General features: G+C 65.4%; 21 protein-coding genes and 2 pseudogenes. 14 read left to right on the top strand and 9 right to left on the bottom strand.

Annotated features, from left to right (window positions below; all coding sequences use genetic code 11):
* Positions 1 to 159: 159 nt before the first annotated feature.
* Positions 160 to 918, top strand: a complete 759-nt coding sequence (locus QZM15_RS03810) for an SDR family oxidoreductase (protein ID WP_302105836.1) — start codon at positions 160 to 162, stop codon at positions 916 to 918.
* 106 nt (positions 919 to 1,024) lie between these two features.
* On the opposite strand, the gene QZM15_RS03815 is transcribed toward QZM15_RS03810, so the two are convergent.
* On the bottom strand, positions 1,025 to 1,399 hold the full coding sequence (locus QZM15_RS03815) for a hypothetical protein (RefSeq protein ID WP_302105837.1): 375 nt from the start codon (positions 1,397 to 1,399) through the stop codon (positions 1,025 to 1,027).
* 317 nt (positions 1,400 to 1,716) lie between these two features.
* On the opposite strand from QZM15_RS03815, the gene QZM15_RS03820 reads away from it, so the two are divergent.
* From QZM15_RS03820 to QZM15_RS03840, 5 genes are all read left to right on the top strand, one after another.
* Positions 1,717 to 2,640: a LysR family transcriptional regulator gene (locus tag QZM15_RS03820; protein WP_302105838.1), complete on the top strand. Its 924-nt coding sequence runs from the start codon at positions 1,717 to 1,719 to the stop codon at positions 2,638 to 2,640.
* Positions 2,641 to 2,661: 21 nt separating this feature from the next.
* On the top strand, positions 2,662 to 3,336 hold the full coding sequence (locus QZM15_RS03825) for a response regulator transcription factor (RefSeq protein ID WP_302105839.1): 675 nt from the start codon (positions 2,662 to 2,664) through the stop codon (positions 3,334 to 3,336).
* 154 nt (positions 3,337 to 3,490) lie between these two features.
* Positions 3,491 to 6,745: an efflux RND transporter permease subunit gene (locus QZM15_RS03830; protein WP_302105840.1), complete on the top strand. Its 3,255-nt coding sequence runs from the start codon at positions 3,491 to 3,493 to the stop codon at positions 6,743 to 6,745.
* Positions 6,735 to 7,940: an efflux RND transporter periplasmic adaptor subunit gene (locus tag QZM15_RS03835; RefSeq protein WP_059639622.1), complete on the top strand. Its 1,206-nt coding sequence runs from the start codon at positions 6,735 to 6,737 to the stop codon at positions 7,938 to 7,940. The genes QZM15_RS03830 and QZM15_RS03835 overlap by 11 nt, the downstream gene beginning before the upstream one ends.
* Complete coding sequence (locus QZM15_RS03840) at positions 7,933 to 9,393, top strand: efflux transporter outer membrane subunit (RefSeq protein ID WP_302105841.1); 1,461 nt, start codon at positions 7,933 to 7,935, stop codon at positions 9,391 to 9,393. Before QZM15_RS03835 ends, QZM15_RS03840 begins: the two co-directional genes overlap by 8 nt.
* Before the next feature lie 90 nt (positions 9,394 to 9,483).
* Here QZM15_RS03840 and QZM15_RS03845 read toward each other — a convergent pair whose 3' ends face one another.
* Positions 9,484 to 10,659, bottom strand: a complete 1,176-nt coding sequence (locus QZM15_RS03845) for a porin (RefSeq protein WP_302105842.1) — start codon at positions 10,657 to 10,659, stop codon at positions 9,484 to 9,486.
* Positions 10,660 to 10,982: 323 nt separating this feature from the next.
* Here QZM15_RS03845 and QZM15_RS03850 point away from each other — a divergent pair, with 323 nt between their 5' ends.
* Both QZM15_RS03850 and QZM15_RS03855 read left to right on the top strand, forming a co-directional pair.
* Complete coding sequence (locus tag QZM15_RS03850; RefSeq protein WP_059584951.1) at positions 10,983 to 11,255, top strand: DUF4148 domain-containing protein; 273 nt, start codon at positions 10,983 to 10,985, stop codon at positions 11,253 to 11,255.
* Between the two features lie 108 nt (positions 11,256 to 11,363).
* On the top strand, positions 11,364 to 11,504 hold the full coding sequence (locus QZM15_RS03855; RefSeq protein WP_302105843.1) for a hypothetical protein: 141 nt from the start codon (positions 11,364 to 11,366) through the stop codon (positions 11,502 to 11,504).
* A gap of 75 nt (positions 11,505 to 11,579) precedes the next feature.
* On the opposite strand, the gene QZM15_RS03860 is transcribed toward QZM15_RS03855, so the two are convergent.
* The 4 genes from QZM15_RS03860 to QZM15_RS03875 all read right to left on the bottom strand — a co-directional run bounded on the left by QZM15_RS03860 (position 11,580) and on the right by QZM15_RS03875 (position 14,875).
* Positions 11,580 to 12,263, bottom strand: coding sequence for a response regulator transcription factor (locus QZM15_RS03860; protein ID WP_059639624.1), 684 nt, complete (start codon positions 12,261 to 12,263; stop codon positions 11,580 to 11,582).
* A 58-nt stretch (positions 12,264 to 12,321) separates the two neighbouring features.
* On the bottom strand, positions 12,322 to 13,653 hold the full coding sequence (locus QZM15_RS03865) for a HAMP domain-containing sensor histidine kinase (protein ID WP_226093950.1): 1,332 nt from the start codon (positions 13,651 to 13,653) through the stop codon (positions 12,322 to 12,324).
* Between the two features lie 79 nt (positions 13,654 to 13,732).
* The gene (locus QZM15_RS03870) at positions 13,733 to 14,410 is read right to left on the bottom strand and encodes a response regulator transcription factor (protein WP_059639975.1); all 678 of its coding nucleotides are present in this window, start codon (positions 14,408 to 14,410) and stop codon (positions 13,733 to 13,735) included.
* Between the two features lie 255 nt (positions 14,411 to 14,665).
* On the bottom strand, positions 14,666 to 14,875 hold the full coding sequence (locus QZM15_RS03875; RefSeq protein WP_059639626.1) for a hypothetical protein: 210 nt from the start codon (positions 14,873 to 14,875) through the stop codon (positions 14,666 to 14,668).
* A 265-nt stretch (positions 14,876 to 15,140) separates the two neighbouring features.
* On the opposite strand from QZM15_RS03875, the gene QZM15_RS03880 reads away from it, so the two are divergent.
* Together QZM15_RS03880 and QZM15_RS03885 are read left to right on the top strand one after the other, a co-directional pair.
* A complete protein-coding gene (locus QZM15_RS03880; protein WP_302105844.1) occupies positions 15,141 to 15,446 on the top strand; it encodes a DUF4148 domain-containing protein in 306 nt (101 codons plus the stop codon).
* A gap of 417 nt (positions 15,447 to 15,863) precedes the next feature.
* Positions 15,864 to 17,033, top strand: a complete 1,170-nt coding sequence (locus QZM15_RS03885; RefSeq protein ID WP_302105845.1) for a porin — start codon at positions 15,864 to 15,866, stop codon at positions 17,031 to 17,033.
* A gap of 209 nt (positions 17,034 to 17,242) precedes the next feature.
* On the opposite strand, the gene QZM15_RS03890 is transcribed toward QZM15_RS03885, so the two are convergent.
* Entirely contained in the window at positions 17,243 to 18,244 is a 1,002-nt protein-coding gene (locus QZM15_RS03890; RefSeq protein WP_302105846.1) for a zinc-binding dehydrogenase, read from the bottom strand.
* Between the two features lie 135 nt (positions 18,245 to 18,379).
* Between QZM15_RS03890 and QZM15_RS03895 the strand changes: the two genes are divergently transcribed.
* On the top strand, positions 18,380 to 19,264 hold the full coding sequence (locus tag QZM15_RS03895; RefSeq protein ID WP_302105847.1) for a LysR family transcriptional regulator: 885 nt from the start codon (positions 18,380 to 18,382) through the stop codon (positions 19,262 to 19,264).
* Between the two features lie 145 nt (positions 19,265 to 19,409).
* Here the strand turns inward: QZM15_RS03895 and QZM15_RS03900 are convergent, their stop codons facing one another.
* Positions 19,410 to 20,327 carry a LysR family transcriptional regulator gene (locus QZM15_RS03900; RefSeq protein ID WP_302105848.1) on the bottom strand — a complete coding sequence of 306 codons (918 nt, stop codon included), beginning with the start codon at positions 20,325 to 20,327 and terminating at the stop codon, positions 19,410 to 19,412.
* Between the two features lie 117 nt (positions 20,328 to 20,444).
* Between QZM15_RS03900 and QZM15_RS03905 the strand changes: the two genes are divergently transcribed.
* On the top strand, positions 20,445 to 21,218 hold the full coding sequence (locus QZM15_RS03905; protein WP_059584943.1) for an alpha/beta fold hydrolase: 774 nt from the start codon (positions 20,445 to 20,447) through the stop codon (positions 21,216 to 21,218).
* Here the strand turns inward: QZM15_RS03905 and amiE are convergent.
* A pseudogene (gene amiE, locus QZM15_RS03910) lies at positions 21,208 to 21,327 on the bottom strand (aliphatic amidase); the annotation flags it as partial. The gene QZM15_RS03905 and the pseudogene amiE sit on opposite strands and share 11 nt — an antisense overlap.
* Positions 21,328 to 21,334: 7 nt before the next feature.
* Between amiE and QZM15_RS03915 the strand changes: the two are divergent.
* Both QZM15_RS03915 and QZM15_RS03920 read left to right on the top strand, forming a co-directional pair.
* A pseudogene (locus tag QZM15_RS03915) lies at positions 21,335 to 21,451 on the top strand (LuxR C-terminal-related transcriptional regulator); the annotation flags it as partial.
* Positions 21,452 to 22,101: 650 nt separating this feature from the next.
* Positions 22,102 to 23,517: a sugar porter family MFS transporter gene (locus QZM15_RS03920; RefSeq protein WP_302105849.1), complete on the top strand. Its 1,416-nt coding sequence runs from the start codon at positions 22,102 to 22,104 to the stop codon at positions 23,515 to 23,517.
* Positions 23,518 to 23,528 lie beyond the last annotated feature (11 nt).

Raw genomic sequence — 23,528 nt, forward strand, 5'->3', positions numbered from 1 at the left:
CGCTCGCTCGGCTCCCCGTTGAGCGAAAGCCACGGTATCCAGCGTGCGTTTCACGATGTCGCTTGAATCCGTACCCGCCGCATTTCGACTACATTGCCAAAGTGGCGATGCCATCGGTCGTCGCCTGCCTCCCCTACTCGACCCGCAGGAAATCAAGCCATGTCTGACTCGAAGAAATTCGCCGCCGTCACGGGCGCCGGCTCCGGCATCGGTCGCGCAGCGGCCGTCGCGCTCTCCCAGGCCGGTTTCACCGTCGCGCTGCTCGGACGCACGGAGGCGTCGTTACGCGAAACGCGGGACGCCATCCGCACCGCCGGCGGCGACGCGCAGGTATTTCCCGCCGACGTGACCGACGAAGCATCGGTCGACCACGCGTTCGCGCAGATCGCACGGCAATTCGGCCGGCTCGACGTCCTGTTCAACAACGCCGGCCGCAACGCCCCGGTCGTTTCCCTCGGCGACTACGAACTCGACGTATGGAACAGCGTCGTCGCGACGAACCTGACCGGCGTCTTTCTGTGCGCGCGGGCCGCGTGGCGGCTGATGAAGGCGCAAACGCCGCAGGGTGGCCGAATCATCAACAACGGCTCGATCTCGGCGCACGCGCCGCGCCCCGACACGATCGCGTACACGGCGACCAAGCACGCGGTGACCGGGATCACCAGGTCGCTCGCGCTGGACGGTCGCCGGTACAACATCGCGTGCGGCCAGATCGACATCGGCAACGCGGCCACGTCGCTCACGGAACGGATGACGCAAGGCGTCCCGCAAGCGGACGGCAGCCTGGCGCCGGAAGCGCGAATGGACGTCGCGCATGTCGCGAACGCGATCGTCCAGATGGCGAATCTGCCGCTCGATACGAACATCCTGAACATGACGATCATGGCGACCGCGATGCCGTTCGTCGGTCGCGGGTAACACGCGCCGCGGTCCGCGCCGGAAGGCAGCGTTCACGTACGGGCGGCGACCGCACCGCGCCGTCGCGACGTCGCTGAAGGCCAGCCCGTCGCGACGCAGATTGGTTTCAGTGAGGCAGGCCGATCGCCTGCCGCTCGTCCTCGAGCAGTTGCGTCAACGAACCGTGCAACCGCTCAACGCTGTGCGGCGGTAGCGCGAAGCTTGCCCAACCGAGCCCGCTGTGACGCAGCAACAGCACCGCGCCGCCCTGCAGCGGATGGCGTTCGGCATACCAGCAGGGGTCCATTTCGGTCACGAATGGCTGCTCGTGCGGCGGACGTTCCGGCACCGCGGGCCGCATCGACGCGCGCAGCAGGCTCAAGTACTGGATGACTGCGTCCACGTCTTCCGGATCGAGTACTGCCGCGCCACGCTCGATCGACATCAGCACGACGAGCTTGCCGTGCTCCTCGATCATCTTGATGCTCAACGGTTGTGCCATCTTCGTCGTCCTTGCCGCGGTTACGAGATCTCATTATCGACCTCGGTACAGGCTGGCCGCCTGAAGATTTGTGATCCATGCATGAATCTTTTTTTAGAAATCTTCAGAAAGCGCGTCGCGCTGTCGTCCATCCGACTCCACCGCTTTCTAAACGAAATTTCATCCGGCCAGCACCGTTTTTTTAGCGTCCCGCCCCCGCGTGCCTTCCATAATGGATTCGCTGCCCGCCCCCGCAGGCGCAGCGCGATGCGTCGACGCAGCCCGCCGAAGACGGACGCGCCGCCCCGTATTTCCGGCAAATCCACTCCTCGCCGATCATGAACCAACTGCAAGCGATGCGTGTCTTCACGCGTGTGGTCGAGTTGTCGAGCTTCAGTCTCGCCGCACGTCAGCTCGGCATGTCGGCCGCCGCGGTCACGCGCAGCGTCGGCATGCTCGAGGCCCATCTGAACATGCGCCTGTTGAACCGGACCACGCGCAGCCTGTCGCTCACCGAGCCGGGCCGCGAATATCTCGACGGCTGCCGCGCGATCATCGAGAAGCTCGACGAGATCGAATCGAACCTCGCGCAGGTCAATCGCGATCCGCACGGTACGCTGCGCATCGCCGCGTCGGCCACCTCGGTTGCGGCCGGGCTGTGCACGCTGCTGTCCACGTATCGCATCGCGCATCCGCGCGTGCGATTCGACGTGACGACGTTCGATATCCAGGTCGACATGGTGGAAGGCGGCTACGACGTGTGCTTCTGTGACGATCACCGCCTCGTCAACTCGACCTTCGTGTCGCGGACGTTGACGAGCGTGCGCGACGTGGTCGTCGCATCCCCCGACTACCTCGCGCGGCACGGCACGCCTGTCGAGCCGGTCGAACTGAATACGCACAGCCTGCTGACCGTGTCGAACGGCGCCGCGCGCAACTGGGAGTTCTCGGCTACCGACGGCGCCTGCCGCATCTATACCGGCAATGCGCTGGCATCGACCAGCAACACGATGGTGCGGATCGCGGCACTCAATCACATGGGTATCGCGCAATTGCCGCATCCGCTCGTGGCCGACGATCTCGCACGCGGCACGTTGGTGCCGATTCTCGAACGCTACGAAGCGAACGGCGGCCGGCGCCGCATCTCGATGCTCTACCCGAGCCGCAATTATCTGTCCACGAAAGTGCGCAGCTTCATCGACTACGTGGTCGACCACTATCGCACGCCCGGGCGCATCGCCATGCAGCTTGCCGCTGCGTGACTTCGTCGGGTCGCGCACGCCATGGCACATATCCTGACGATCGAAGACGATCCGCTGACCGCGGATCGCATCGCGCACTCGCTGCGTGCCGAAGGCCACCAGATCGACGTCGCGCGCACCGGCCGAGACGGCATGGCCCGCGCGATGAGCGCGCACTACGACGTCGTGACGCTCGATCGCATGTTGCCCGACCTCGACGGGCTGACGATCCTCGCGACGATGCGCGGCGTCGGCCTCGATACGCCGGTGCTCGTGATGAGTGCGATGTCCGACGTCGATCAGCGTATCCAGGGGCTGCGCGCCGGCGGCGACGACTACCTCGTCAAGCCGTTCTCGCTCGAAGAAATGTGCGCGCGCATCGACGTGCTGATTCGCCGGCGGCCGCGCGGCACGCACGTCGACACGGTGCTGCGCGCCGGCGAGCTGGAACTCGACCTGGTGCGGCGACGCGCGACGCTCGGCGTGCACGAGCTCGCGCTGTTGCCGACCGAATGCCGCGTGCTCGAATTCATGATGCGCAACGCCGGCCGCGTGCTCACGCGCACGATGATCTTCGAAGCCGTGTGGGGGTGCCGTTTCGATCCCGGCACGAACCTGATCGACGTGCACGTCGGCCGCCTGCGCAAGAAGGTGAACCGGCCAGGCGCGGCGCCGCTGATCCGCACGATCCGCGGCTCGGGCTACCTGCTCGGTTGAGTCCGTCCGCCACTTAAAACTTGTTTCATCTTTTTAGCGACCCGCTGTTAGGGGCTGCTCCGCAGAATGCGGTCATCGGATACGCATCGGTATTTTCCCGAAGACGCGCACGTCCGGCTCTTCTTCACGACGCTTTTGAACGGAGCAGCACCTCATGCTGAAAATTGTCCGGCTCGCGCTCACGCGGCCCTATACGTTCGTCGTACTGGCGCTGCTGATCCTGATCGCGGGCCCGCTCGCGGCGATCCGAACGCCCATCGACATCTTTCCGGACATCCGCATTCCGGTGATCAGCGTCGTGTGGAACTACGCCGGCCTGCAGCCGGATGACATGTCCGGACGCGTGATCACGTACTACGAGCGCACGCTCGGCACGACGGTGAACGACGTCCAGCATATCGAGTCGCAATCGTTCCGCGGCTACGGCATCGTGAAGATCTTCTTCCAGCCGACCGTCGATATCCGCACGGCGACCGCGCAGGTCACGTCGATCTCGCAGACCGTGCTCAAGCAGATGCCGCCCGGCACCACGCCGCCGCAGATCCTCAACTACAACGCGTCGACCGTGCCCGTGCTGCAGATCGCGCTGACCAGCAACACGCTCGACGAACAGAAGCTGGGAGATTACGCGGTCAACTTCATTCGGCCGCAGTTGCTGTCGGTGCCCGGCGTCGCGATTCCGACGCCGTACGGCGGCAAGACACGCGAAGTACAGATCGACCTCGACCCGCAGGCGCTGCAGTCGAAAGGGCTGTCGGCGCAGGACGTCGCGCACGCGCTCGCGCAGCAGAACCAGATCATCCCGGCCGGCACGCAGAAGATCGGCCGCTTCGAATACAACATCAAGCTCAACAACAGCCCGCTCTCGCTCGACGCGTTGAACGACCTGCCGATCAAGTCGGTCGGCGGCACGACGATTTATATCCGCGACGTCGCCCACGTGCGCGACGGCTACCCGCCCCAAGGCAACATCGTGCGCGTGGACGGCCGCCGCGCGGTGCTGATGAGTATCCTGAAGAACGGCTCCGCATCGACGCTCGACATCATCGCCGGCGTGAAGGCGAAGCTGCCGCTGGTCGAACAGACGCTGCCGCCGGGCCTGAAGCTCGTCACGATGGGCGACCAGTCGACCTTCGTGAACGGCGCCGTGAGCGGCGTGGCGCGCGAAGGCATTATCGCCGCCGCGCTGACCTCGCTGATGATCCTGCTGTTCCTCGGCTCGTGGCGCTCGACGCTGATCATCGCCGCGTCGATCCCGCTGGCCGTGCTGTCGGCAATCGCGCTGCTCGCGGCCACCGGCGAGACGCTCAACGTGATGACGCTCGGCGGCCTCGCGCTCGCGGTCGGGATCCTCGTCGACGATGCGACGGTGACGATCGAGAACGTGAACTGGCACCTCGAACAGGGCAAGGACACGCGCACCGCGATCGTCGACGGCGCGAAACAGATCGTGATGCCGGCACTCGTCTCGCTGCTGTGCATCTGCATCGTGTTCGTGCCGATGCTGATGCTCGACGGCATCTCGCGCTTTCTGTTCGTGCCGATGGCCAAGGCGGTGATCTTCTCGATGGTGTCGTCGTTCGTGCTGTCGCGCACCTTCGTGCCGATGCTCGCGCAATACCTGCTCAAGCCGCACGCATCGGCCGGCCACGCGTCGGGCGAACTGGCCGCGGTGATGGATCCGCACGCGGGCCATGCCGGCGCGCACGAGGTCCCGCCGTCGCGCAATCCGCTGGTGCGCTTCCAGCGTGCATTCGAGCGCCGCTTCGAAGCCGTGCGCGCGTCGTACCGGATCCTGCTGGGCCTCGCGCTCACGCGCCGCAAGCCGTTCGTCGTCGCCTTCCTCTGCATCGTGGCCGCGTCCTTCCTGCTCGCACCGTCGCTCGGTCGCAACTTCTTCCCGACCATCGACTCCGGCGAGATCGCGCTGCACGTGCGCGCGCCGGTCGGCACGCGTGTCGAGGAAACCGCCGCCGAACTCGATCGCATCGAAAACACGATCCGCGGCGTGATTCCGCCCGCGCAGTTGCGCGAAGTGATCGACAACATCGGCCTGCCGAACAGCGGGATCAACCTGACCTACAACAACAGCGGCACGCTCGGGCCGCAGGACGGCGACATCCTGATCTCGCTGTCGCGCGATCACGCGCCGACCGCCGACTACGTGCGCACGCTGCGCGAACGCCTGCCGCGCGCCTATCCGGGCACCACGTTCTCGTTCCTGCCCGCCGACATCGTCAGCCAGATCCTCAACTTCGGCGCACCGGCCCCGGTCGACCTGCAGGTGGCCGGCCCCAACCAGCAGGCCAATCTCGCCTATGCGCGCGAGCTGTACCGCAAGCTGCGCCTGATCGCGGGTGTCGCCGACCCGCGCATCCAGCAGGCCAGCACCTATCCGCAATTCACGGTGACGGTCGACCGCACGCGCGCCGACCAGCTCGGCATCACCGAGCAGGACGTGACGAACTCGGTGGTCGCGACGCTGGCCGGCACCAGCCAGGTCGACCCGACCTACTGGCTCAACCCGCGCAACGGCGTGTCCTATCCGATCGTCGCGCAAACGCCGCAGTACCGGATGACCACGCTGTCGGCACTGAAGAACCTGCCGGTCACCGGCGCGAACGGCCAGTCCCAGTTGCTGGGCGGTCTGGCCACGATCACGCGCGGAGTCGGCAACGCGGTGGTGTCGCACTACAACATCGAGCCGCTGTTCGACATCTACGCGACCACCCAGGGGCGCGACCTCGGCGCGGTCGCGGCCGACATCGACGATATCGTCAAGGCCACCGCGAAGGACGTGCCCAAGGGCTCGACCGTCACGCTGCGCGGCCAGGTGCAGACCATGAACGGCGCGTTCGCCGGCCTGCTGCTCGGCCTCGTGGGCGCGATCGTGCTGATCTACCTGCTGATCGTCGTGAACTTCCACTCGTGGGCCGACGCATTCGTGATCGTCTCGGCGCTGCCGGCGGCGCTGGCCGGCATCGTCTGGATGCTGTTCACCACGCATACGCCGCTGTCGGTGCCGGCGCTGACCGGCGCGATCCTGTGCATGGGTGTCGCCACCGCCAACTCGATCCTCGTCGTCAGTTTCGCGCGTGAGCGCCTGGCCGAAACCGGCAACGCGCTGGCCTCCGCGCTCGAAGCCGGGTTCACGCGCTTCCGCCCGGTGCTGATGACCGCGCTCGCGATGATCATCGGCATGGCGCCGATGGCGCTCGGCCTCGGCGACGGCGGCGAGCAGAACGCGCCGCTCGGCCGCGCGGTGATCGGCGGCCTCGCATGCGCGACGATCGCGACGCTGTTCTTCGTTCCCGTCGTGTTCAGCCTCGTGCATCGGCGCGATGCGCTCAAGCACGACGGTTCCCGCGCTTACTCCCCTTCCGCGTCCGGAGCTTCCCATGTCCACTGAGATCGATATCAAGTCGCCGAAACGGCTGCCCAACCTCAAGCTCGTCGCCACGCTCACCGCGTTGATCGCGGTCGGCATCGTGGCGACCGGCATCATCGGCCGCGCGCACGCGAAACAGGAAATGACGACCTGGTCCGCCGAGCAAGCGGTGCCGACCGTGGTCGCGTACACGCCGTCGACCGGCGGCGACGGCGCCACGCTCGTGCTGCCCGGCCATTTGTCCGCATTCGAGAGCGCGCCGATCCATGCGCAGGTGTCGGGCTACCTGCATGCGTGGTACACCGATATCGGCGCGCACGTGAAGTCGGGGCAACTGCTCGGGCTGATCGATACGCCCGAGCTCGACCAGCAACTGCTGCAGGCGCGCGCCGATCTGCAGAGCTCGCTCGCCAACGAGAAGCTTGCCGCTTCCACGGCCGCGCGCTGGACGAGGATGCTCGCGCAGGATTCGGTGTCGCAGCAGGAAACCGACGAGAAGACCAGCGACCTCGCGGCCAAGCAGGCTATCGTCGCCGCCAACGAGGCCAACGTGCGGCGCCTCGAGGCGCTGGAGGCGTTCAAGCGCATCGTCGCGCCGTTCGACGGCGTCGTCACCGCGCGCAAGACCGACATCGGCCAGTTGATCTCGGCCGGCGGCGGCGCCGGCCCGGAGCTGTTTGCCGTGTCCGACGTGCACCGGATGCGCGTCTACGTGAGCGTGCCGCAGAACGAGGCCGCCGCGATCCGGCCCGGCATGACGGCCACACTGACCGTGCCGGAGCATCCGGGCGAGACCTTCCGGGCGACGCTCGCCGACACCGACGACTCGATCGCCGATTCGACCGGCACGCTGCTCGTCCAGTTGATGGTCGACAACCCCGACGGCAAGCTGATTCCCGGCGAATACACCGAGGTGCATTTCGCGCTGCCGGCCGGCAGCAGCCACGTGCTGACGATTCCGGCCAGTTCGTTGATCTTCCGGCAGGCCGGCCTGCAGGTCGCCGTGGTCGGCAAGGACGATCGCGCGGTATTCAAGCCCGTGACGATCGCGACCGACCTCGGCACGCACGTGCAGATCGCGACCGGCCTCGCGCCGGACGATCGCGTGATCGACAACCCGCCCGACTCGCTCGCCGCCGGCGATCCGGTCAGGCTCGCGGCGCCGGCTCGCACCGTCGCGTCGGCCGCGCGCGATACGGAGCGTGCGCATGGCTAACCGGCTTCGGCTTTGCGCGACGCTCGCCGGCGTCGCGTTCCTCTGCGCGTGCTCGTTCGCACCTGCCTATCATGCGCCGCACCCCGCGCTGCCGGCCAGCTTCAAGGAAGCGGGCGGCTGGCAGCCCGCGAAGCCGGCCGACCGCATCGCGCGCGACGGCTGGTGGAAGGCGTTCCGCGATCCCGTGCTCGACCGGCTCGAAGCACGGGTGGCCGCGGCCAACCCCGACGTGGCCGCGGCCGTGGCCCGCCACGACGAGGCAACCGCGCTGTTCGATCAGGCGCGCTCGGGCCTGTTCCCGACCATCGGCCTCGGCGCGCAGGTCTCGAGCAACCGTCAGTCGGCCATGCGGCCGTTGCGCGGCTCGAACCAGCCGAACGTCTATGGCGACAACACGCTCGACGCCGGCTTCGACTACGACCTCGACCTGTGGGGCAAAGTCCGCAACGAAGTCGCGGCCGGGCGCGCCGACGCACAGGCCAGCGCCGACGATCTCGCGTCGGTCCGACTGAGCTTGCAGGCCAGCCTCGCGAGCGCGTACTTCAGCCTGCGCGGGCTCGATCAGCAGCAACAGCTGCTGGCCGACACGATCGACACGTATCAGCGCGCGCTGCGCCTGACGATGAGCCGGCACGCAGGCGGCATCGCGTCCGATCTCGACGTGTCGCGCGCGCGGACGCAGCTCGATTCGGCCCGCGCGTCGGCCGAGGACGTACGGGCGCGGCGCGCGCTCTACGAGCACGCGATCGCGACGCTCACGGGCGTACCGGCATCGTCGTTCTCTCTGGCGCCGGCCCTGAACGCGGCTTATCTGCCGACGATCCCGACCGGCATTCCCGCGACGCTGCTGCAGCGGCGTCCCGACGTCGCGGCCGCCGAGCGCCACATGGCCGCCGCCAACGCGAAGATCGGCGTGGTGCGCGCGGCGTTCTTCCCCGACGTCACGCTCGGGCTGGTCGGTGGCTACCAGAGTTCGGGCCTCGGCCACTGGCTCCGCGCGCCGAACGAGATCTGGTCGATCGGGCCGAGCCTCGCGCTGACGCTGTTCGACGGCGGCCGGCGCCAGGCGCTCACCGACCAGGCGCGCGCGCAGCTGGCCGAGAACGGCGCGAAATACCGCGCAGTGGTGCTCGACGCGTGCCAGCAGGTAGAAGACAACCTCGCCCTCACGCACCACCTGGGCGACGAAGCCGAGCGCGAGCAGGCGGCCCTCGACGCGGCCGAGCGCACGTTGCAACTGTCGATGTCGCGGTATCGGGACGGCGTCGTCAGCTATCTCGACGTGGTGACGGCGCAGACCACCGAACTCGATACGAAGATCGCGATGCTGGAGCTGGACACGCGCCGGCAACTGGCGGCGGTGGGATTGATCGCCGCGCTGGGCGGCGGGTGGTCGACCGATGAAGCCGCATCCGGTGCGCAGGCGCCGGCCGCGACGCCGCCCCTTCAATGAACTGAATCCCTTGCGGCATGAACGAGGCGTGTCGCATTTCAAGGCACCCGTCGCGATGACGGGTGCCGTTTTTTACGTCGGCCCGACCGCTCAGAACTTGTGACGGATACCGGCCGCGACCACCGCCTGACGATCGTTGCCCGATGCCGCCAGGTTGAAGATCCCCGCGTGGCCGAGCACCGCGACACCGTCCGCCCCCGTCACGCGCTGGTACACGCCTTCCAGATAGAGGTCGGTGCGGCGCGACAGCGCATAGTCGGCCTGCAGCATGAACTGGTTCCACTTCGGCGCGATGCTGCGGCCCGCCTCGTCGAAGCGGCCTTGCGTGAACGTATAGGCGCCGCCCAGCGAGAAAGCCGGCGTGAGGCAATAGCGCGCATTCAGTTCGTAGTTGCTGAAGGTCAGCAACTGGCCGTTCACCGTGCCGTACGACCCGCCTTGCGACAGTTCTCGCGGGTCGTTCAGGATCGTTCTCGTATAGACCAGGCCGACCGTCGCATGGTCGAACGCATAGTGCGCACCAGCGCCGAACGTGCGCCAGCGGCCACCGGCCAGCATCGCATCGCCATCCGAGCTGCTCAGCGAACCGCCGGTGTTCCGCGGCTTGTTCACGCCGCCCGGCTGGTCCGACTGCAGGTACGCGACGGCGACGGCGACCGGACCGTTCGCATACTGCGCGCCGACGCTGTACGCGTTGTCGTTGCTGAACCCGCCACCCTGATTGCTGAATCCGTAAGCGCCGCCGAACGTGAAGCCGCCATGGTTCGCACTGCGGAACTTCACCGCGTTGTTCATGCGCGTGTCGTTGGCGAGGTTGTCGTTGTCGTACGGATGATCGGCGAGGTTGCCGCCGAATCCCGACCCGGTCGCCGACAGCGGCGCGACGAAGTCGACCAGGAAATCGTACTGGCGGCCGAGCGTCACCGTGCCCCACTGGCGGCTCGCGAGGCCGACCCACGCCTGGCGGCCGAACACGTCGCCGCCGTTGCCGAACTTGCCGTTCGCGACGTTGAAGCCGTTCTCGACGGTGAACACGGCCGCCAGGCCGCCGCCGAGATCCTCGTTGCCGCGCAGCCCCCAGCGCGACGTGCTGACGTTGCCGCTCTGCACGCCATAAGCGGGCCCCGCGCCCGCGGCCGATTTCTGGTTGCTGATGTAGTCCAGGCCCGCGTCGATCGTGCCGTACAGCGTCACGCTGCTCTGCGCATGCGCCGCGCTCGCAAGCAGGCATGCGACCGCCGCCGGAATTGCCAGATATGTCTTCATGATGGTTTCGTTGGAGTGGATCGGTCCGATCGCATCGCCGCCGCGGGCGGCGTGGCCGCTCGTGCGCGATGCGATGGCGCCCAATTTAGGCAGCGGGCATGACAGCGCCGTTATCGAAACGGCCCGCAAAATGAAACCCGCTTCATCTTCACGACATACCTGCTTCATGTCTGCGCGAACGCGCGCCGGTGCATGAATTTCTTTTCACGTTGTGCATGCCGATCCGCTAACGTCCCTCCTCTATGCTTGTCCTCAACCCGCGCGCGGCACCCGCACGCCGCGCGGGGGGATGAACCCAGTCAATCATCATGAGGACTCCCGACATGAAAACCGCCAACATCGTCGCCGCCGCCATGCTCGCCGCGATCGGCACGCTGTCCGCTCCCGCGTTTGCACTGACCGGCAGCCAGCCGATCCACATGTCCCCGGCCGCCACCAAGGACGGCGCGCCCGGCGCTCAGGCTGCCGGCCAGTGGGTGCCGCCTTACGGCCAGCCGATCCACGAGAAGACGCGCGCCGAAGTCCATGCCGAGCTCGTGCAGGCCGAACAGGACGGGCAGCTCAAGTACCTGAACTCCACGCTCTATGCGCATTGAGACGCGTGACGGTGCGGCCGGGCGCGGCGCCCCGCTCATGCGGCCCGCGCCGCGAGCGGCGACACCGCGCGTCCTCCCGATTGCTCGCCATCCATGAAGCTTCGTTCGTTGTTCGCTCGTTCTGCCCGTCTCGCGCTCCTCGCGATGGCTGCCTGCGTCGTGTTGTCCGGCTGTGCGTCCGCGCGGCCCGACGGCCCCGGCGATTGCGTCGGCCCGGCCGATTTCTGCGTGCCGTTCTTCGGCTCGTAAACGAACGAGACGGGCGCGCTGCCGGTGGCAGGGCGCCCGTCAGGTCATGTTCGTCGCGCGGCCGGAACCGCGCGCTCAGGCGTCCGGCAGCGTTACCTGATAGCCGTAGCGGCTCACCGTATCGATGCGGACGTCGGGCAGATGCCGCGCGAGCTTGCGGCGCAGCCGCGACACCACGAGATTGACGCTCGATGGATCGACATCCTCCTTGTCCTGCCAGACATACCGGATCAACTGGTCGCGCGGCACCGGCGCGTTCGGATGGCGCATCAGGCATTCGAGCAGCAGGAATTCCCGGCGCGTCACGGCCACGCGCAGCTTGCCGTCCTTGAGTTCGCGCGCCAGTGTCTCGACCGCGGACGCACGCGCGACCGGCCGGTCCGCATCGCGCGGCCCCGCGAGCCGCTGCAGCGCCTGCATGCGTTCGTGCAGTTCGATGAACGAATACGGCGCGCAGAAACACGCATCGGCGCCCGCGCGCAGCACATGAATGCGTTCGCGCGCCGACGCCTCGCCGATCAGCACCACGAGCGCGGCGCCGCCGCCGTCGGCAACGAAACGCGGCAGCATCGCGATCAGCGCGGCATCGCTGCCGGGTTCGAACGCGGTCGCGACGATCGCGTCGAACGCCTCCTGCGAGGCGAGGAACAGGCCGTCGCGCGGATCGTCGGCGCGCTGCACGCTGTGCCCGCTTTCCTGCAACGCCTTGTGCAGCCACGACGCTTCCGGATGCGGCGAAGTCACGAGCAGGACACGCATCGTCAACCGGCCTCGCGGCTGGAATACGCAGGCACATGCGGCCTCGTCCGGACGGCCGTCATCCCAGCGACCTCGGCCAGCATTCGATCGTCACGCGCGTGCCGGGCTCGGCATTGCCTATGCGCAACGTGAAATCGTGCACGTTGACGACCGTCGACACGATGCTCAGGCCGAGCCCGGCCCCGGCGAGATGCCCGGTACGGCGGCTGCGGTACCGATACCGCAGCACCGCCTCGCGCTCGTCGGCCGCGATGCCCGGGCCATTGTCGATCACGTCGATGCGCGGACCGCACGGCGTGTCGTGAAGTTCGAGGCGTACCGTATCGCCCGACGTCGTGTACTTGAGCGCGTTGTCGAGCAGATTGCTCAGTGCCTCGAACAAGAGGGCGCGATCGCCGTGTATCCGCGCGACCGGCTCGACGGCCTGCACGAAGCGGATCGCGCGACTGTCCGCGAGCGGTTCGAACAACTGCCCGACGTCCAGCACCAGATCCTCCAGCGACAGCGCCGCGAATCCGCCTCGCCGCTGCAACGAGCCGATTTCGGCGATACGCAGCATCGCGCGGAAACGGCCGAGCAACACGTCGGTCTCGTTGCGCGCACGCGAAACGAGATTCGCCAGCACGGCATCGTCGAACCGCGCCGCGCGCTGCGCCGCCTGCGCGAGCAGCGTGTGCACGTGCGCGAGCGGGGTTCGCAAGTCATGCGCGATACCGTCGCAGACACCCTTGACCTCGTTCATCAGGCGCTCGATCTCCTCGAGCATGTGGTTGACGAGATGGGACAGCAGATCGATCTCGTCGTGTCCGCCGACCGGCAGCCGCTGGCCGAGGTCGCCCTGCGCAATGCCCTGCGTGATGCGCCGGACCTCTTTCAGACGCCGCATTTGCCGCACGCTCAGCATCAAGCCGCCCACGACGCCCGCGCCCAGGCAAAGCAGCCCGCCGCCGACCAGCGCCTGGATGATCGCCGCGCGGATCCGCAGGATATGCGTGAGGTCGCGACCGAGCACCAGCACGTCGCCGTTCGCACGCCGCTCCGCCATCGCGCGCACGACCGGCGGCACCTGGTCTCCCGAGATCGGCATCGTATGATCGAGCGTCACGCCGTTGCGGGTCGGCCGCATGCCCGCGGGCAACGCCAGCACATCGCCGGCAATATGCCTGCCGTCCGCGGTAAAGAGTCCGTAGTAGTTGGTGTGCATTCGCTCGTGCTCGATCCGATGCTGGATCGCGGCGGGAAGCTGGCCGTCCTGTATCGAATCGAAGTAGATCATCTGCCAGTCGATCACCGTATCGGTTTCCCGCTCCATGTCGTGCGTGATCACCGATGCGATGAAACCGAGCAGCAGCATGACCGACACCGAGAACGTGACCGCATAGACCGACACGAGCCGAAACGTACTCGAATACCAGCGTCGCGCGGGTGCCGGGTGGACGTGATGCGCGACGGACGCCACGGGAGCCGGCTCAGCCAAGGCGATACCCTGCACCGCGTACCGTCTGGATCATCTGCTTCGCATCGGGTGGATCGATCTTCCGGCGCAACCGGCCCATGTGCACTTCGATCAGGTTCGTGCCGGGATCGAAGTGATAGCCCCATACGGCCTCGAACAGCATCGTCCGCGTGATGGTCTGCCCGGCATTGCGCATCATGTATTCGAGCACGCGATATTCGGTCGGCAGCAACACGATTTCTTCGCCGTCGCGAAACACCTTGCGCGAGATCAGGTCGAGCTTGAGCGGACCCACGACCAGCGTCGTGTCGAGCGCGGCCGGCGCGGCGTGGCTGCGCCGCAGCAGCACCTCCAGGCGAGCGGCCATTTCCTCGGGATCGAACGGTTTGGTCAGGTAGTCGTCGCCGCCCGCGCGCAACCCGCGAACCCGCTCGTCGACATCGCCGAGCGCACTCAGCATCAGCACGGGGGTGCGCACGCCGACGCTGCGCATCGTGGTCAGGATCGTGAGACCGTCGACGACCGGGAGCATCCGATCGAGCGTGATCACGTCGAACTCGTTGCCGAGCGCGCGGGCCATGCCGTCGCGCCCGTTCGCCACCCATTCGACCGTAAAGCCACGCCTCTCCAGCTCCCCGACTATTTCGTTCGCGGTGATTTCGTCGTCTTCGATCGCGAGTACGTGTGCTATGGCCGCTCGGCCCTCGGCCGGCTCGTCAGGCAGCGCGGGCTCGTTGACCGGGAAAGCTGATGATGCCATGTACGATTCTCGTCTTCGTCGAAAGGGAGTTGCGTGTCGATATCCGACGGTCGAACGCGCTCGAGTCGAGCTTATACGCGCACGCGTAAAAGATGCGCATCCGCTTCATGAAGAAAGTTTCATGTCCGGCAACATCGTGCGCCGGCCGTCGTGGACACGCGCCGTACGAAGCGCCGCAACGCGACATCAGCCCTGGTGCGATCGTGTGCCCGATTTGTCCGCGCGATGCGATGCGAGATCACGTGCGGCATCGCTTGCACGATCCCGCTGCTCGGCTTTCGCGTGCGCGAGCGTCACATCGGCGACCGCGAGCCCGGTGCCCTGCACCTTCGCGAACGCCGGTAGCGACGCACACGCCAGCGCGACGAGTCCAGCCATCATGACGATTGACTTCATTGCATTCCCTCCTTGTGCGCGGCATCGATCGATTCGTTGCTCGACGATACGCCGCTGTTCCTAACCATCCGGAAACACGCGCATGAAGGATTCTTTAACTTCCCGTGCATCGGGCAGCCCGTGCATGGCACGATCCGGGCTTGCCTAAAACATGTTTCATCATCGCGCTGCGGTTTAGATAGCCCTCCCTCCGTAATCTTCGTCCTGCGGCCGCCGCAGGCTCCCTGCCGTGCGGCCTCGACCCAACGCTATCCAGGAGCCGAAGATGAATCACCCCGTCCGTTACCTCGCTTGCGCCGCGATGCTCGCATTGAGCGTCTTCGCACATGCCGAGACGAAACTCACGTCGGCGCAATGCCACGACTATCCGTTCGTGCACGCGAAAGGCCCGGTCTCGCACCGGCAGCTCGTCAATGAACTGAACGAGCTGGAGTCGGTCGGCTACAACCCGTCGTCCGGCGACGAAAGCAGCTATCCCGACGATATCGATTCGGCGCAGGCGCGCCTGATGCAGAAGTACCGGCAGGATTGCGTCGGGGCCGCCAATACCGTCGCGTCGAGCGGTAACTGAATCCTCTCCGGCAACCGTTCTCCGAGTTTGCGCGCGAGCCTCGCGGCCGCGCGCTTTTTTTGAATTGATCCGCCTCGATCGTCGACGGTGATCGGCAGATCGCCACGTGGATCGACTTTTCCGACATGCCGACGTTTCACCCGAATAAAATCTCGATGTCAACCGGAGGAAAATTTAAAACAACACGTCGCCAAGCGTGTGAGCGCCATCGAGCGCTTCACGACACTCCATCTTTTCGCACGACATTTAGCGGTACATGACACTTTCGAATACTGAAAGATTGTCTTTCCGTGCACGTTGCGGCGACCGCTTTTCCTCTGCCTACACTGCCTCGTCCGCCGAAATCGCATCTCGGGACGACATCGACGTCAGCGCTATCCGGTGCCGACTATCCAACCACACCATCAGAGCAACTAAATGAAACGTCAATCGATGAAATTGCGCTGGCTCGCATTCGCGCCGGCACTCCTGCTCGCCGGTGCGGCGCACGCACAGCAGAGCATCACGCTATACGGGCTGATAGACGAAGGCCTCAACTTCACGACCAACGCAGGCGGTCATCGCGCATGGCAGCTGTCGAGCGGAGACACCTTCGGCAGCCGCTGGGGCTTGAAAGGCAGTGAAGATCTCGGCGGCGGCGACAAGGCCATCTTTCAGCTCGAAAACGGCTTCAACGTGAACAGCGGCAAGCTGGGTCAGGATTCGAGCATGTTCGGCCGTCAGGCGTTCGTGGGCCTGTCGTCTTCACGCTATGGCACGCTCACGCTCGGACGCCAGTACGACACCAGCGTCGACGCGCTCGGCTTCGGCGGCATCACGGCGGCCGGCAACTGGGCGGGCGACATCGCGACCCACCCGTTCGACAACGACAATACGGACTGGGATTTCCGCGTCGACAATGCCGTCAAGTATGTGACCCCGACATACCGTGGACTCACCGCGGAAGCGATGTACGGCTTCAGCAACCAGCCCGGCGGATTCTCGAACAATCGCGTGTGGGGCGCCACGCTGAACTACCAGAACGGCAACCTGACTGCGGCTGCGTCCTATCTGAAGCTCGACAATCCGGGGCTCACGGCGGGTGGCGCGGTCACCGGTGGCGATCTCTTCAACGGGTCGTCGCAGCAGGACATCGGCGTGGCGGCTTCCTACCAGTTTACCCACGTACTCGTCGGCGCCGCGTGGTCCCATGTCGATGTCTACAACCCCGTCGGCAATGCATGGATCGACAATACCGCCCTGCGCAATGGCGCGACGTGGAATGCATGGAAATTCGACAACTTCGAACTCAACACGCAGTACTACTTCACGCATGCCATGTGGCTGGGAGCGGCCTACACGTTCACCATGGCGCATCTGTACACGTCCGACACGAAATATGTGCCCAAGTGGCACCAGATCGCCCTGATGCTCGACTATGACCTGAGCAAACGCACGTCGCTGTATCTGCAAGGTGCGTGGCAGCATGTCGTCAGCGCGCGTACCGGGACCAGCTTCGACGAGGCACAGATCGTGGATGCGTCGGCTGGCGCGTCGTCAGGGCCGAACCAGATGGTCTATCGCATGGGCATGTTGCATCGTTTCTAGCCGCCGGACGCCCGCATCGGAACTTGCGCAGCGCGGCGCCGGTGCGGGCGCCGGCGGGTCAATCAAAATCGATGCGAATCGGCATCCCGGCCACGATATCAAGCAAGCTCGGCCGGACTTGCCGCCGCCATGAAACACCGGCTTCCCGACTATCGCGTGGCAGGCGCATCGACGGGCGAACCCGAAACCGATACGCCCCATCGATGGCTTCATGATCGGCTTGTCAGTACCGCCTTTCGACCGTCGATCGATTCGTACGCCATGGCGTCGTCAATCCGATCAAGGCTGAATTCCTGGCCGACGCGCGTCCTGAACACCGGGTCGCCGATCATGCCCTCGAGCGCACTCAGAGCAGCCACCAACCTGTCGTGCTCTCGCACCGTCCGGCTTTCGAAATTGCTGAAACGCCGCATCGACAGATCCTTCGTCATGAAAAGCGGCGCCGACACGGGAAACGGAACGGGGCCGGCCATCGTGCCGTAGAAATATATCGACGAGCGCATCGGCAAACAGGTTGCCATCTGGCCGGTCAGCACACCGCCCACGCCATCGAATACAGCCGTCGTTCCAAGCTCGGAGGACAGCTTTCCGAGCGTGTCGACAAAGTCTTCACCGGTGCGCACGACATGCTCGATACCGCAGCGTTGCAGCGTTTCCTGCGCCGCCCGCCCCCTCACCATGGAGATCGTCGGCATGTTTCTCCGACGGGCGAGTGCCGCGAGCGCCAGCCCGGTTGCCGAGTTCCCCGCCGTGGCGATCACGCCCCGGTGCCCGGCCTCGGCAATCGTTTCGAGAAACGCGTAGGCCGTCATCACGTTCACGAGCGACCCGCAGTAGTCGCGTGCGCTGACGTGTTCGGGCAAGATCAGGCAGCTCGTGTACGGCACCTGCGCTTTTTCGCACCACAGCCCGATGTTGTACGCGCTACGGTTCAGCGAGCGATAGATCGCGACGCGTCTACCCATATAACGCGCGGGAACGCCGGCCCCCGTCGCCACCACCGTCCCGGCGCCGGAAGCGCCCCACACGCCGTACTGGCTCGCCGCGAGCGCGTTGCTACCGTCGGCACGCGCACGCAAAAACAACTTGTCGCCATGGTTGATCGCAGATGCCTCCATGTCGATCAGCAGATGGCCTGCTTCCGGCCGGCTCGGCGGCCGGATATCCCGTACTTCCAACGAGCGTTCAGCGGTAACGCAGATAGCTTTCATGACGCGTTTCTCCAGCGGCAAACAGTGATGGCGGTAACTGCACAGGCCGTAAGTTAAACAAGTGCGCCTGTTGCCGAAACGCAGCCGCCCGGCATACCATCGATTCCAGTACAGAATGGATCGATACGAATACTCATGGATCGCCTGAATGCAATTCGCCTGTTCGTTCGACTGGTCGAATGCGGCAGTTTTTCCGCTGTAGGGCGAGAGGAAGGCATTGGACAACCGACCGTAAGCAAGCAGATTGCCGCGCTGGAGGAGTATCTCGGCGCTCAGTTGGTGTTGCGAACGTCGCGTCAGGTAGTGATCACCGCGGCAGGCCACGCGTTCTATGAATCGGCCAAGCCCTTGATGGAGGGCTTCGATTCGCTGGAATCATCGGTCGGGACGCGGCAGCAATCTCCACAAGGCCTGGTTAAATTGACGACGGCGCCCGCCTACGGCCGCCTATGCGTGACGCCACTGCTTCCCGGTTTTTTTCGACAATATCCGCACGTTGCGCTCGAATTATCCGTATCCGAGCGACAGGTCGATCTGGTCGGCGAAGGATTGGATCTGGCGATCCGCCATGGGCCACTGATGGATTCCTCGCTGACAGCGAGAAAACTATCGGAGACGGAATCGCTGCTCGTCGCCAGTCCGGGCTATCTCGCGGCCAAAGGCAGGCCTACCCGGCTGGCCGATCTGGACGGACATACAGGCGTGGTCTTCGCTCGAAACCACGAGCGCCGACCTTGGCGCTTCAAGGTCGGAAGGGAAACCGTTCATCGGGTTCCGCACGGATCGTTTTTGACCGGCGACGCAGAGCAGGTGCGCGCAGCGGTCCTGCACGGGCTCGGCATTGCGCAGGCCCCACGATGGCTCTTCGGAGCCGAAATCGATGCCGGACAAGTCGAAGTCCTCCTGCCTGAATTTCAGCCGGAACGCATGGCAACCCACCTCGTCTATCCAGCCGGTCGACGCGTACCGGCGCGAGTCAGGGTGGTGATCGATTATTTGATGTCGACGCTCGGAACGTGACGGTGGTACTTGCAAGCGCAAGGCGTCGGCAACCGGGGACGACAAACCCCGCTTCGTCCTCGTATCGAACCACGTCGGGCCGCACACGAAACGGCTTGTATACGATAGGGGTTACACGCCCTTGTACCGATCGCCGGAAACAAGACTACTCTTTCATACTTCGATCCCAAGGTGGCTCGTTGCCGAACGCTGCGGTCAGGTAGTCAACGAACCGTCGAACCTTGAGCGGTATGCGCCGCGCACTCGGGTAGACCGCCTGTATCGCCAACTCGGTCGCTCGGTAGTTCGGCAGCAGGGCGACGAGCTCGCCTCGCCGCAGATGCTCCCCGAAGACGAAGGTGGGGCCGTACGCGACGCCAGCGCCCGCCAACGCGGCAGACATGAGCATTTGGGTGTTGTTGGCGGCGACTCGACAGGGCCCTTCGATCACATGCGCCCGGTTTTTCGCATCGAATAGCGTCCAATCTCCGGCCGAGACGGCTTCGCTGAAGACGAGCCGCTGCGCATGACGTAAATCACTTGGCCTACGCGGTGTTCCATGCCGCTCGATGTACGCGGGGGACGCGCACATAACCATTCGACATGGCGCGATGCGACTTGTAACGAGCCCGTTGCCCTGAAGCTTCCCGATCCGGATGGCGACGTCGATACCGGCCTCCAGGAGGTCGACATAACGGTCGCCGAGCAGCACTTCCACGTTGACCTGCGGGTGGTCCTCGAGATAGCGGGCAGTGACCTCGCCCAAGTGCATCGCACCGAACGTGACAGGCGCCGCGATTCGCAACACGCCGCGCGCCGTGCGTTGCGAATCGTGCGCTTCCCGGCCGGCGTCTTCAAACGCTTCCAGAATTTGCTTGCTGCGAACGTAGTATGTCTGACCGATATCGGTCAGACTCAAGCGCCGCGTGGTTCGTTGTAGAAGCCGCGCATTCAGTTGGGCTTCGATCGCACTCACATGTTTTCCCGCCATGGCCGGCGACAACCCGAAACGCCGCGCGGCCGCAGCCAGACTGCCCTCTTCGACCGCAGCGACGAACACGCCAAGGCTGGTCAATCGGTCCATTTTTGCATCAAGCTGATTCGATCACGCCATTATCGACTGCCGCTATCCCGCGCGCAATTATCAAGTTGCAGGCTCGACGCTACGATTGCCTCATCCAACCGAGAAGAGGTAGCGCAAATGGAAATCGAAGTGAATGGCACGCGAATCCACGTCACTCAAGCCGGCCACGGCGATCCTGCCCTGGTGTTCCTGCATTACTACGGCGGCTCGTCGCGGACATGGCAACGTGTGACAGACCGGTTATCGAGCCGATATCGCACCGTTGCCACCGATCATCGGGGCTGGGGCAAGTCCGCTGCACCAGCGGATGGCTATGGCATTGCCGATCTCGCGGCAGACGCCGAGGGCATCATCGAGACATTGGATTTGCAACGCTACGTACTCGTCGGTCATTCCATGGGCGGCAAGGTCGCGCAGTTCATCGCGTCGCGACGGCCGAACGGGCTTCAAGGCCTCGTGCTCGTCGCGCCATCCCCCCCGTCGCCGATGCTGCTTTCCGCTGACGAACGTGCGACGCTGACGGGCGCCTATCGATCGCGCGAGTCGGTCGAATTCGTCATCGACCACGTACTCACCGCCAAACCGCTCGACGCCGCCTGTCGTGAAATGATCATCGAGGATAGCCTGAACGCTGCGCCGCAAGCTAAAGCCGCTTGGCCGGAGGTGGCAATGCGCGAGGATATCCGTGCTGCAGTAGCTTCGATCGACGTTCCGACGATCGTCATCTCCGGCGAACTGGACCAGGTGGATCGCGTGGTCACGTTACGGACGGAACTGTTGCCGCGCATTCCGCAGGCGACCATGCACGTTCTTCCCGGTGTCGGCCATTTGGCGCCGCTAGAGGCACCGGCCGAAGTTGCGCGAATCATTGAAAACTTTCTTGCTGCATGATCTCGCCGCGATTGTCGATCAGCACGAGCGGGTTGTACGGTACCTCGCGTGGGGGCACTTCGTGGCGCTCGCCCGTGATCGAGAACACACCCGACACGTTGGCACGCCGCCGCGATCTCGGCATCGCCCCGCGCACGGTGAACAAGCATCTCGAACACCTGTTCCGCAAGTTGCATGTCGAGGCCCGTGCGGGGGCGGCCGCCGCGGCGCTCAAGATGCTCGAGCGCACGTGAAAGGATCGGATCGCGGAATTGCCCCGCTCCCTGCCCCGGGCTGCTCGCTCGACATGATTTTGTAGACTTGATCTTTTGCTCCGTTTCTGGATAATTGTTCATGCCTCGCGCGACATGCTCCTTTGCATCGCTCGGCACGAGACCCTAGCCCGCCAGCCCCTCCCGGCTGGCATCCCCCGTTTCGGCGCCTGACCGACCGGTCCGCCGAAATACCGACACGATTCCATCCGGCAACGGCGGAATCGTTCGCCTGCAACGCAGGCCGTGAAGCGCCAGAGGAGACACTGGCGCCTTGCTCCAAGTGCGGCTTCAGATCGTGCTCAACCAGAGGAATCGTCGCGCCCTCGACCCAAACCGGTTTGGATGGGCCGTGAGCGATTTCCCCACTCGGTGACCGACATGACCAGGCAATCACCCCCCGTACAAACCGGAAGTCCTTCTCATCGGCGCTTGCCATTTGCCCGACGCGGCGGCATGCCGTCCTGCGACGTCCACGCGCTCGCCTGAGCGTCCGTCCGCGCCGTCCCGCTGCGCGACTCGATCGAAGCGCCGCCGCACATGCGGTGGCGACTGTTGCCGCAGCGGACACATGCCATCACGTCACGCGTTCGTTCGCGCGTGCGACGAACCGCATCACAAGGAAAACCGTCATGGCTTCTGATTCCGCCCTTCCCGACACACCCGCGGCCCGCCCCCGGCCCACGCCGTCCGCTTACATGCGTACGGTCGCATCGATCGCGGCGATCGCCGGCGGGCTCTATGGATACGACACCGGCATCATTTCGGGCGCGCTGCCCCTCATCGCGCGAGACTTCGGCCTCGATTACCGCGCGCAGGAGCTCGTCGCCGCGGCGATCCTGCTCGGCGCGGTGATCGGTGCGCTGGCCGGCACCCGCATGTCGGCCGCGCTCGGACGCCGCAAGACCATCACGATCGTCTCGGCGATCTATGCGGCCGGCGTGCTGGCTGCCGCGCTCTCGCCCGACGTGTGGTCCCTTGCCGCTGCCCGGCTCGTGCTCGGATTCGCGGTCGGAGGCTCGACGCAGATCGTGCCGACCTACATCGCCGAACTCGCGGAGCCGGACAAGCGCGGCCGCCTGGTCACCTACTTCAACGTGTCGATCGGCATCGGCATCCTGCTCGCGGCATTGATCGGCGTCGCGGGTAACGACCTGTTTTCCTGGCGGGCGATGATCGGCATCGCGGTCGTCCCGTCAGTGATCCTGATGATCGGCATGACGCGGCTGCCGCGCAGCCCGCGCTGGCTCGTGGAGCAGGATCGCATCGCCGACGCGCATGGCGAGTTGTCGAAGGTGCGGGAATCTCGAGCTGCCGTCCGGCACGAGATTGCCGATATTCGGGATGTGGTCGAGCGACAGCAGAACAGCGCGACATCGGGCTGGCGCACGATGCGCGAGCCCTGGGTGCGCCCCGCCCTCGTTGCGGGCCTCGGCGTCGCCGCGTTCACCCAGCTCAGCGGCATCGAGATGATGATCTATTACACGCCGACGTTCCTTCGCGACGCGGGGTTCGGCGCGTCGGCATCGCTCTGGGCCGCGCTCGGCGTCGCCATGACGTATCTCGTGATGACCTTCATCGGCAAGCTGATCGTCGACCATGTCGGCCGCCGCACGCTCAGCCTGGCGACGCTGCCCGTCGCGGCAGCCAGCCTCGTGCTGCTTGGCTGCCTGCTGCGCGGCGACGTCGCCTTGCCCATGCAGCAACTGTGGATCGTCATCTGCCTGATCGCGTTCATGGTGTTCAACGCCGGCGGTATCCAGGTCATCGGCTGGCTGACGGGCGCCGAAATCTACCCCGTCGCCATCCGCAACCAGGCCACCGGCGCGCACGCCGCGATGCTATGGGGCTCGAACCTGCTGCTGACCGGCACGGCATTGACCGTGACCCAATGGCTCGGTGTCGGCGGGGCGATGTGGGCGTACGCGTGCCTCAACGCGCTCGCATGGGTGTTCATCTACTCGATGGTGCCGGAAACGCGCGGGCGCAGCCTCGAGGACATCGAACGCGCATTGAAGCGCGGAACGTTCGGGCCGCGCCATTCATGAGCGAGCCGGAT

It is taken from the genome of Burkholderia sp. AU44665 (assembly GCF_030504405.1).
Classification (GTDB): Bacteria; Pseudomonadota; Gammaproteobacteria; order Burkholderiales; family Burkholderiaceae; genus Burkholderia; species Burkholderia semiarida.

Coding starts and splice junctions, on each gene's coding strand:
- QZM15_RS03860 (WP_059639624.1), bottom strand. CDS start 12,263: ATGCGTGTCCTGCTCGTGACTTCGCCGCATCCGGAAGCGTCGTGGCTG.
- QZM15_RS03895 (WP_302105847.1), top strand. CDS start 18,380: ATGGATCGCCTGAATGCAATTCGCCTGTTCGTTCGACTGGTCGAATGC.
- QZM15_RS03815 (WP_302105837.1), bottom strand. CDS start 1,399: ATGGCACAACCGTTGAGCATCAAGATGATCGAGGAGCACGGCAAGCTC.
- QZM15_RS03845 (WP_302105842.1), bottom strand. CDS start 10,659: ATGAAGACATATCTGGCAATTCCGGCGGCGGTCGCATGCCTGCTTGCG.
- QZM15_RS03835 (WP_059639622.1), top strand. CDS start 6,735: ATGTCCACTGAGATCGATATCAAGTCGCCGAAACGGCTGCCCAACCTC.
- QZM15_RS03810 (WP_302105836.1), top strand. CDS start 160: ATGTCTGACTCGAAGAAATTCGCCGCCGTCACGGGCGCCGGCTCCGGC.
- QZM15_RS03920 (WP_302105849.1), top strand. CDS start 22,102: ATGGCTTCTGATTCCGCCCTTCCCGACACACCCGCGGCCCGCCCCCGG.
- QZM15_RS03850 (WP_059584951.1), top strand. CDS start 10,983: ATGAAAACCGCCAACATCGTCGCCGCCGCCATGCTCGCCGCGATCGGC.
- QZM15_RS03905 (WP_059584943.1), top strand. CDS start 20,445: ATGGAAATCGAAGTGAATGGCACGCGAATCCACGTCACTCAAGCCGGC.
- QZM15_RS03900 (WP_302105848.1), bottom strand. CDS start 20,327: ATGGACCGATTGACCAGCCTTGGCGTGTTCGTCGCTGCGGTCGAAGAG.
- QZM15_RS03830 (WP_302105840.1), top strand. CDS start 3,491: ATGCTGAAAATTGTCCGGCTCGCGCTCACGCGGCCCTATACGTTCGTC.
- QZM15_RS03890 (WP_302105846.1), bottom strand. CDS start 18,244: ATGAAAGCTATCTGCGTTACCGCTGAACGCTCGTTGGAAGTACGGGAT.
- QZM15_RS03880 (WP_302105844.1), top strand. CDS start 15,141: ATGAATCACCCCGTCCGTTACCTCGCTTGCGCCGCGATGCTCGCATTG.
- QZM15_RS03885 (WP_302105845.1), top strand. CDS start 15,864: ATGAAACGTCAATCGATGAAATTGCGCTGGCTCGCATTCGCGCCGGCA.
- QZM15_RS03840 (WP_302105841.1), top strand. CDS start 7,933: ATGGCTAACCGGCTTCGGCTTTGCGCGACGCTCGCCGGCGTCGCGTTC.
- QZM15_RS03875 (WP_059639626.1), bottom strand. CDS start 14,875: ATGAAGTCAATCGTCATGATGGCTGGACTCGTCGCGCTGGCGTGTGCG.
- QZM15_RS03825 (WP_302105839.1), top strand. CDS start 2,662: ATGGCACATATCCTGACGATCGAAGACGATCCGCTGACCGCGGATCGC.
- QZM15_RS03820 (WP_302105838.1), top strand. CDS start 1,717: ATGAACCAACTGCAAGCGATGCGTGTCTTCACGCGTGTGGTCGAGTTG.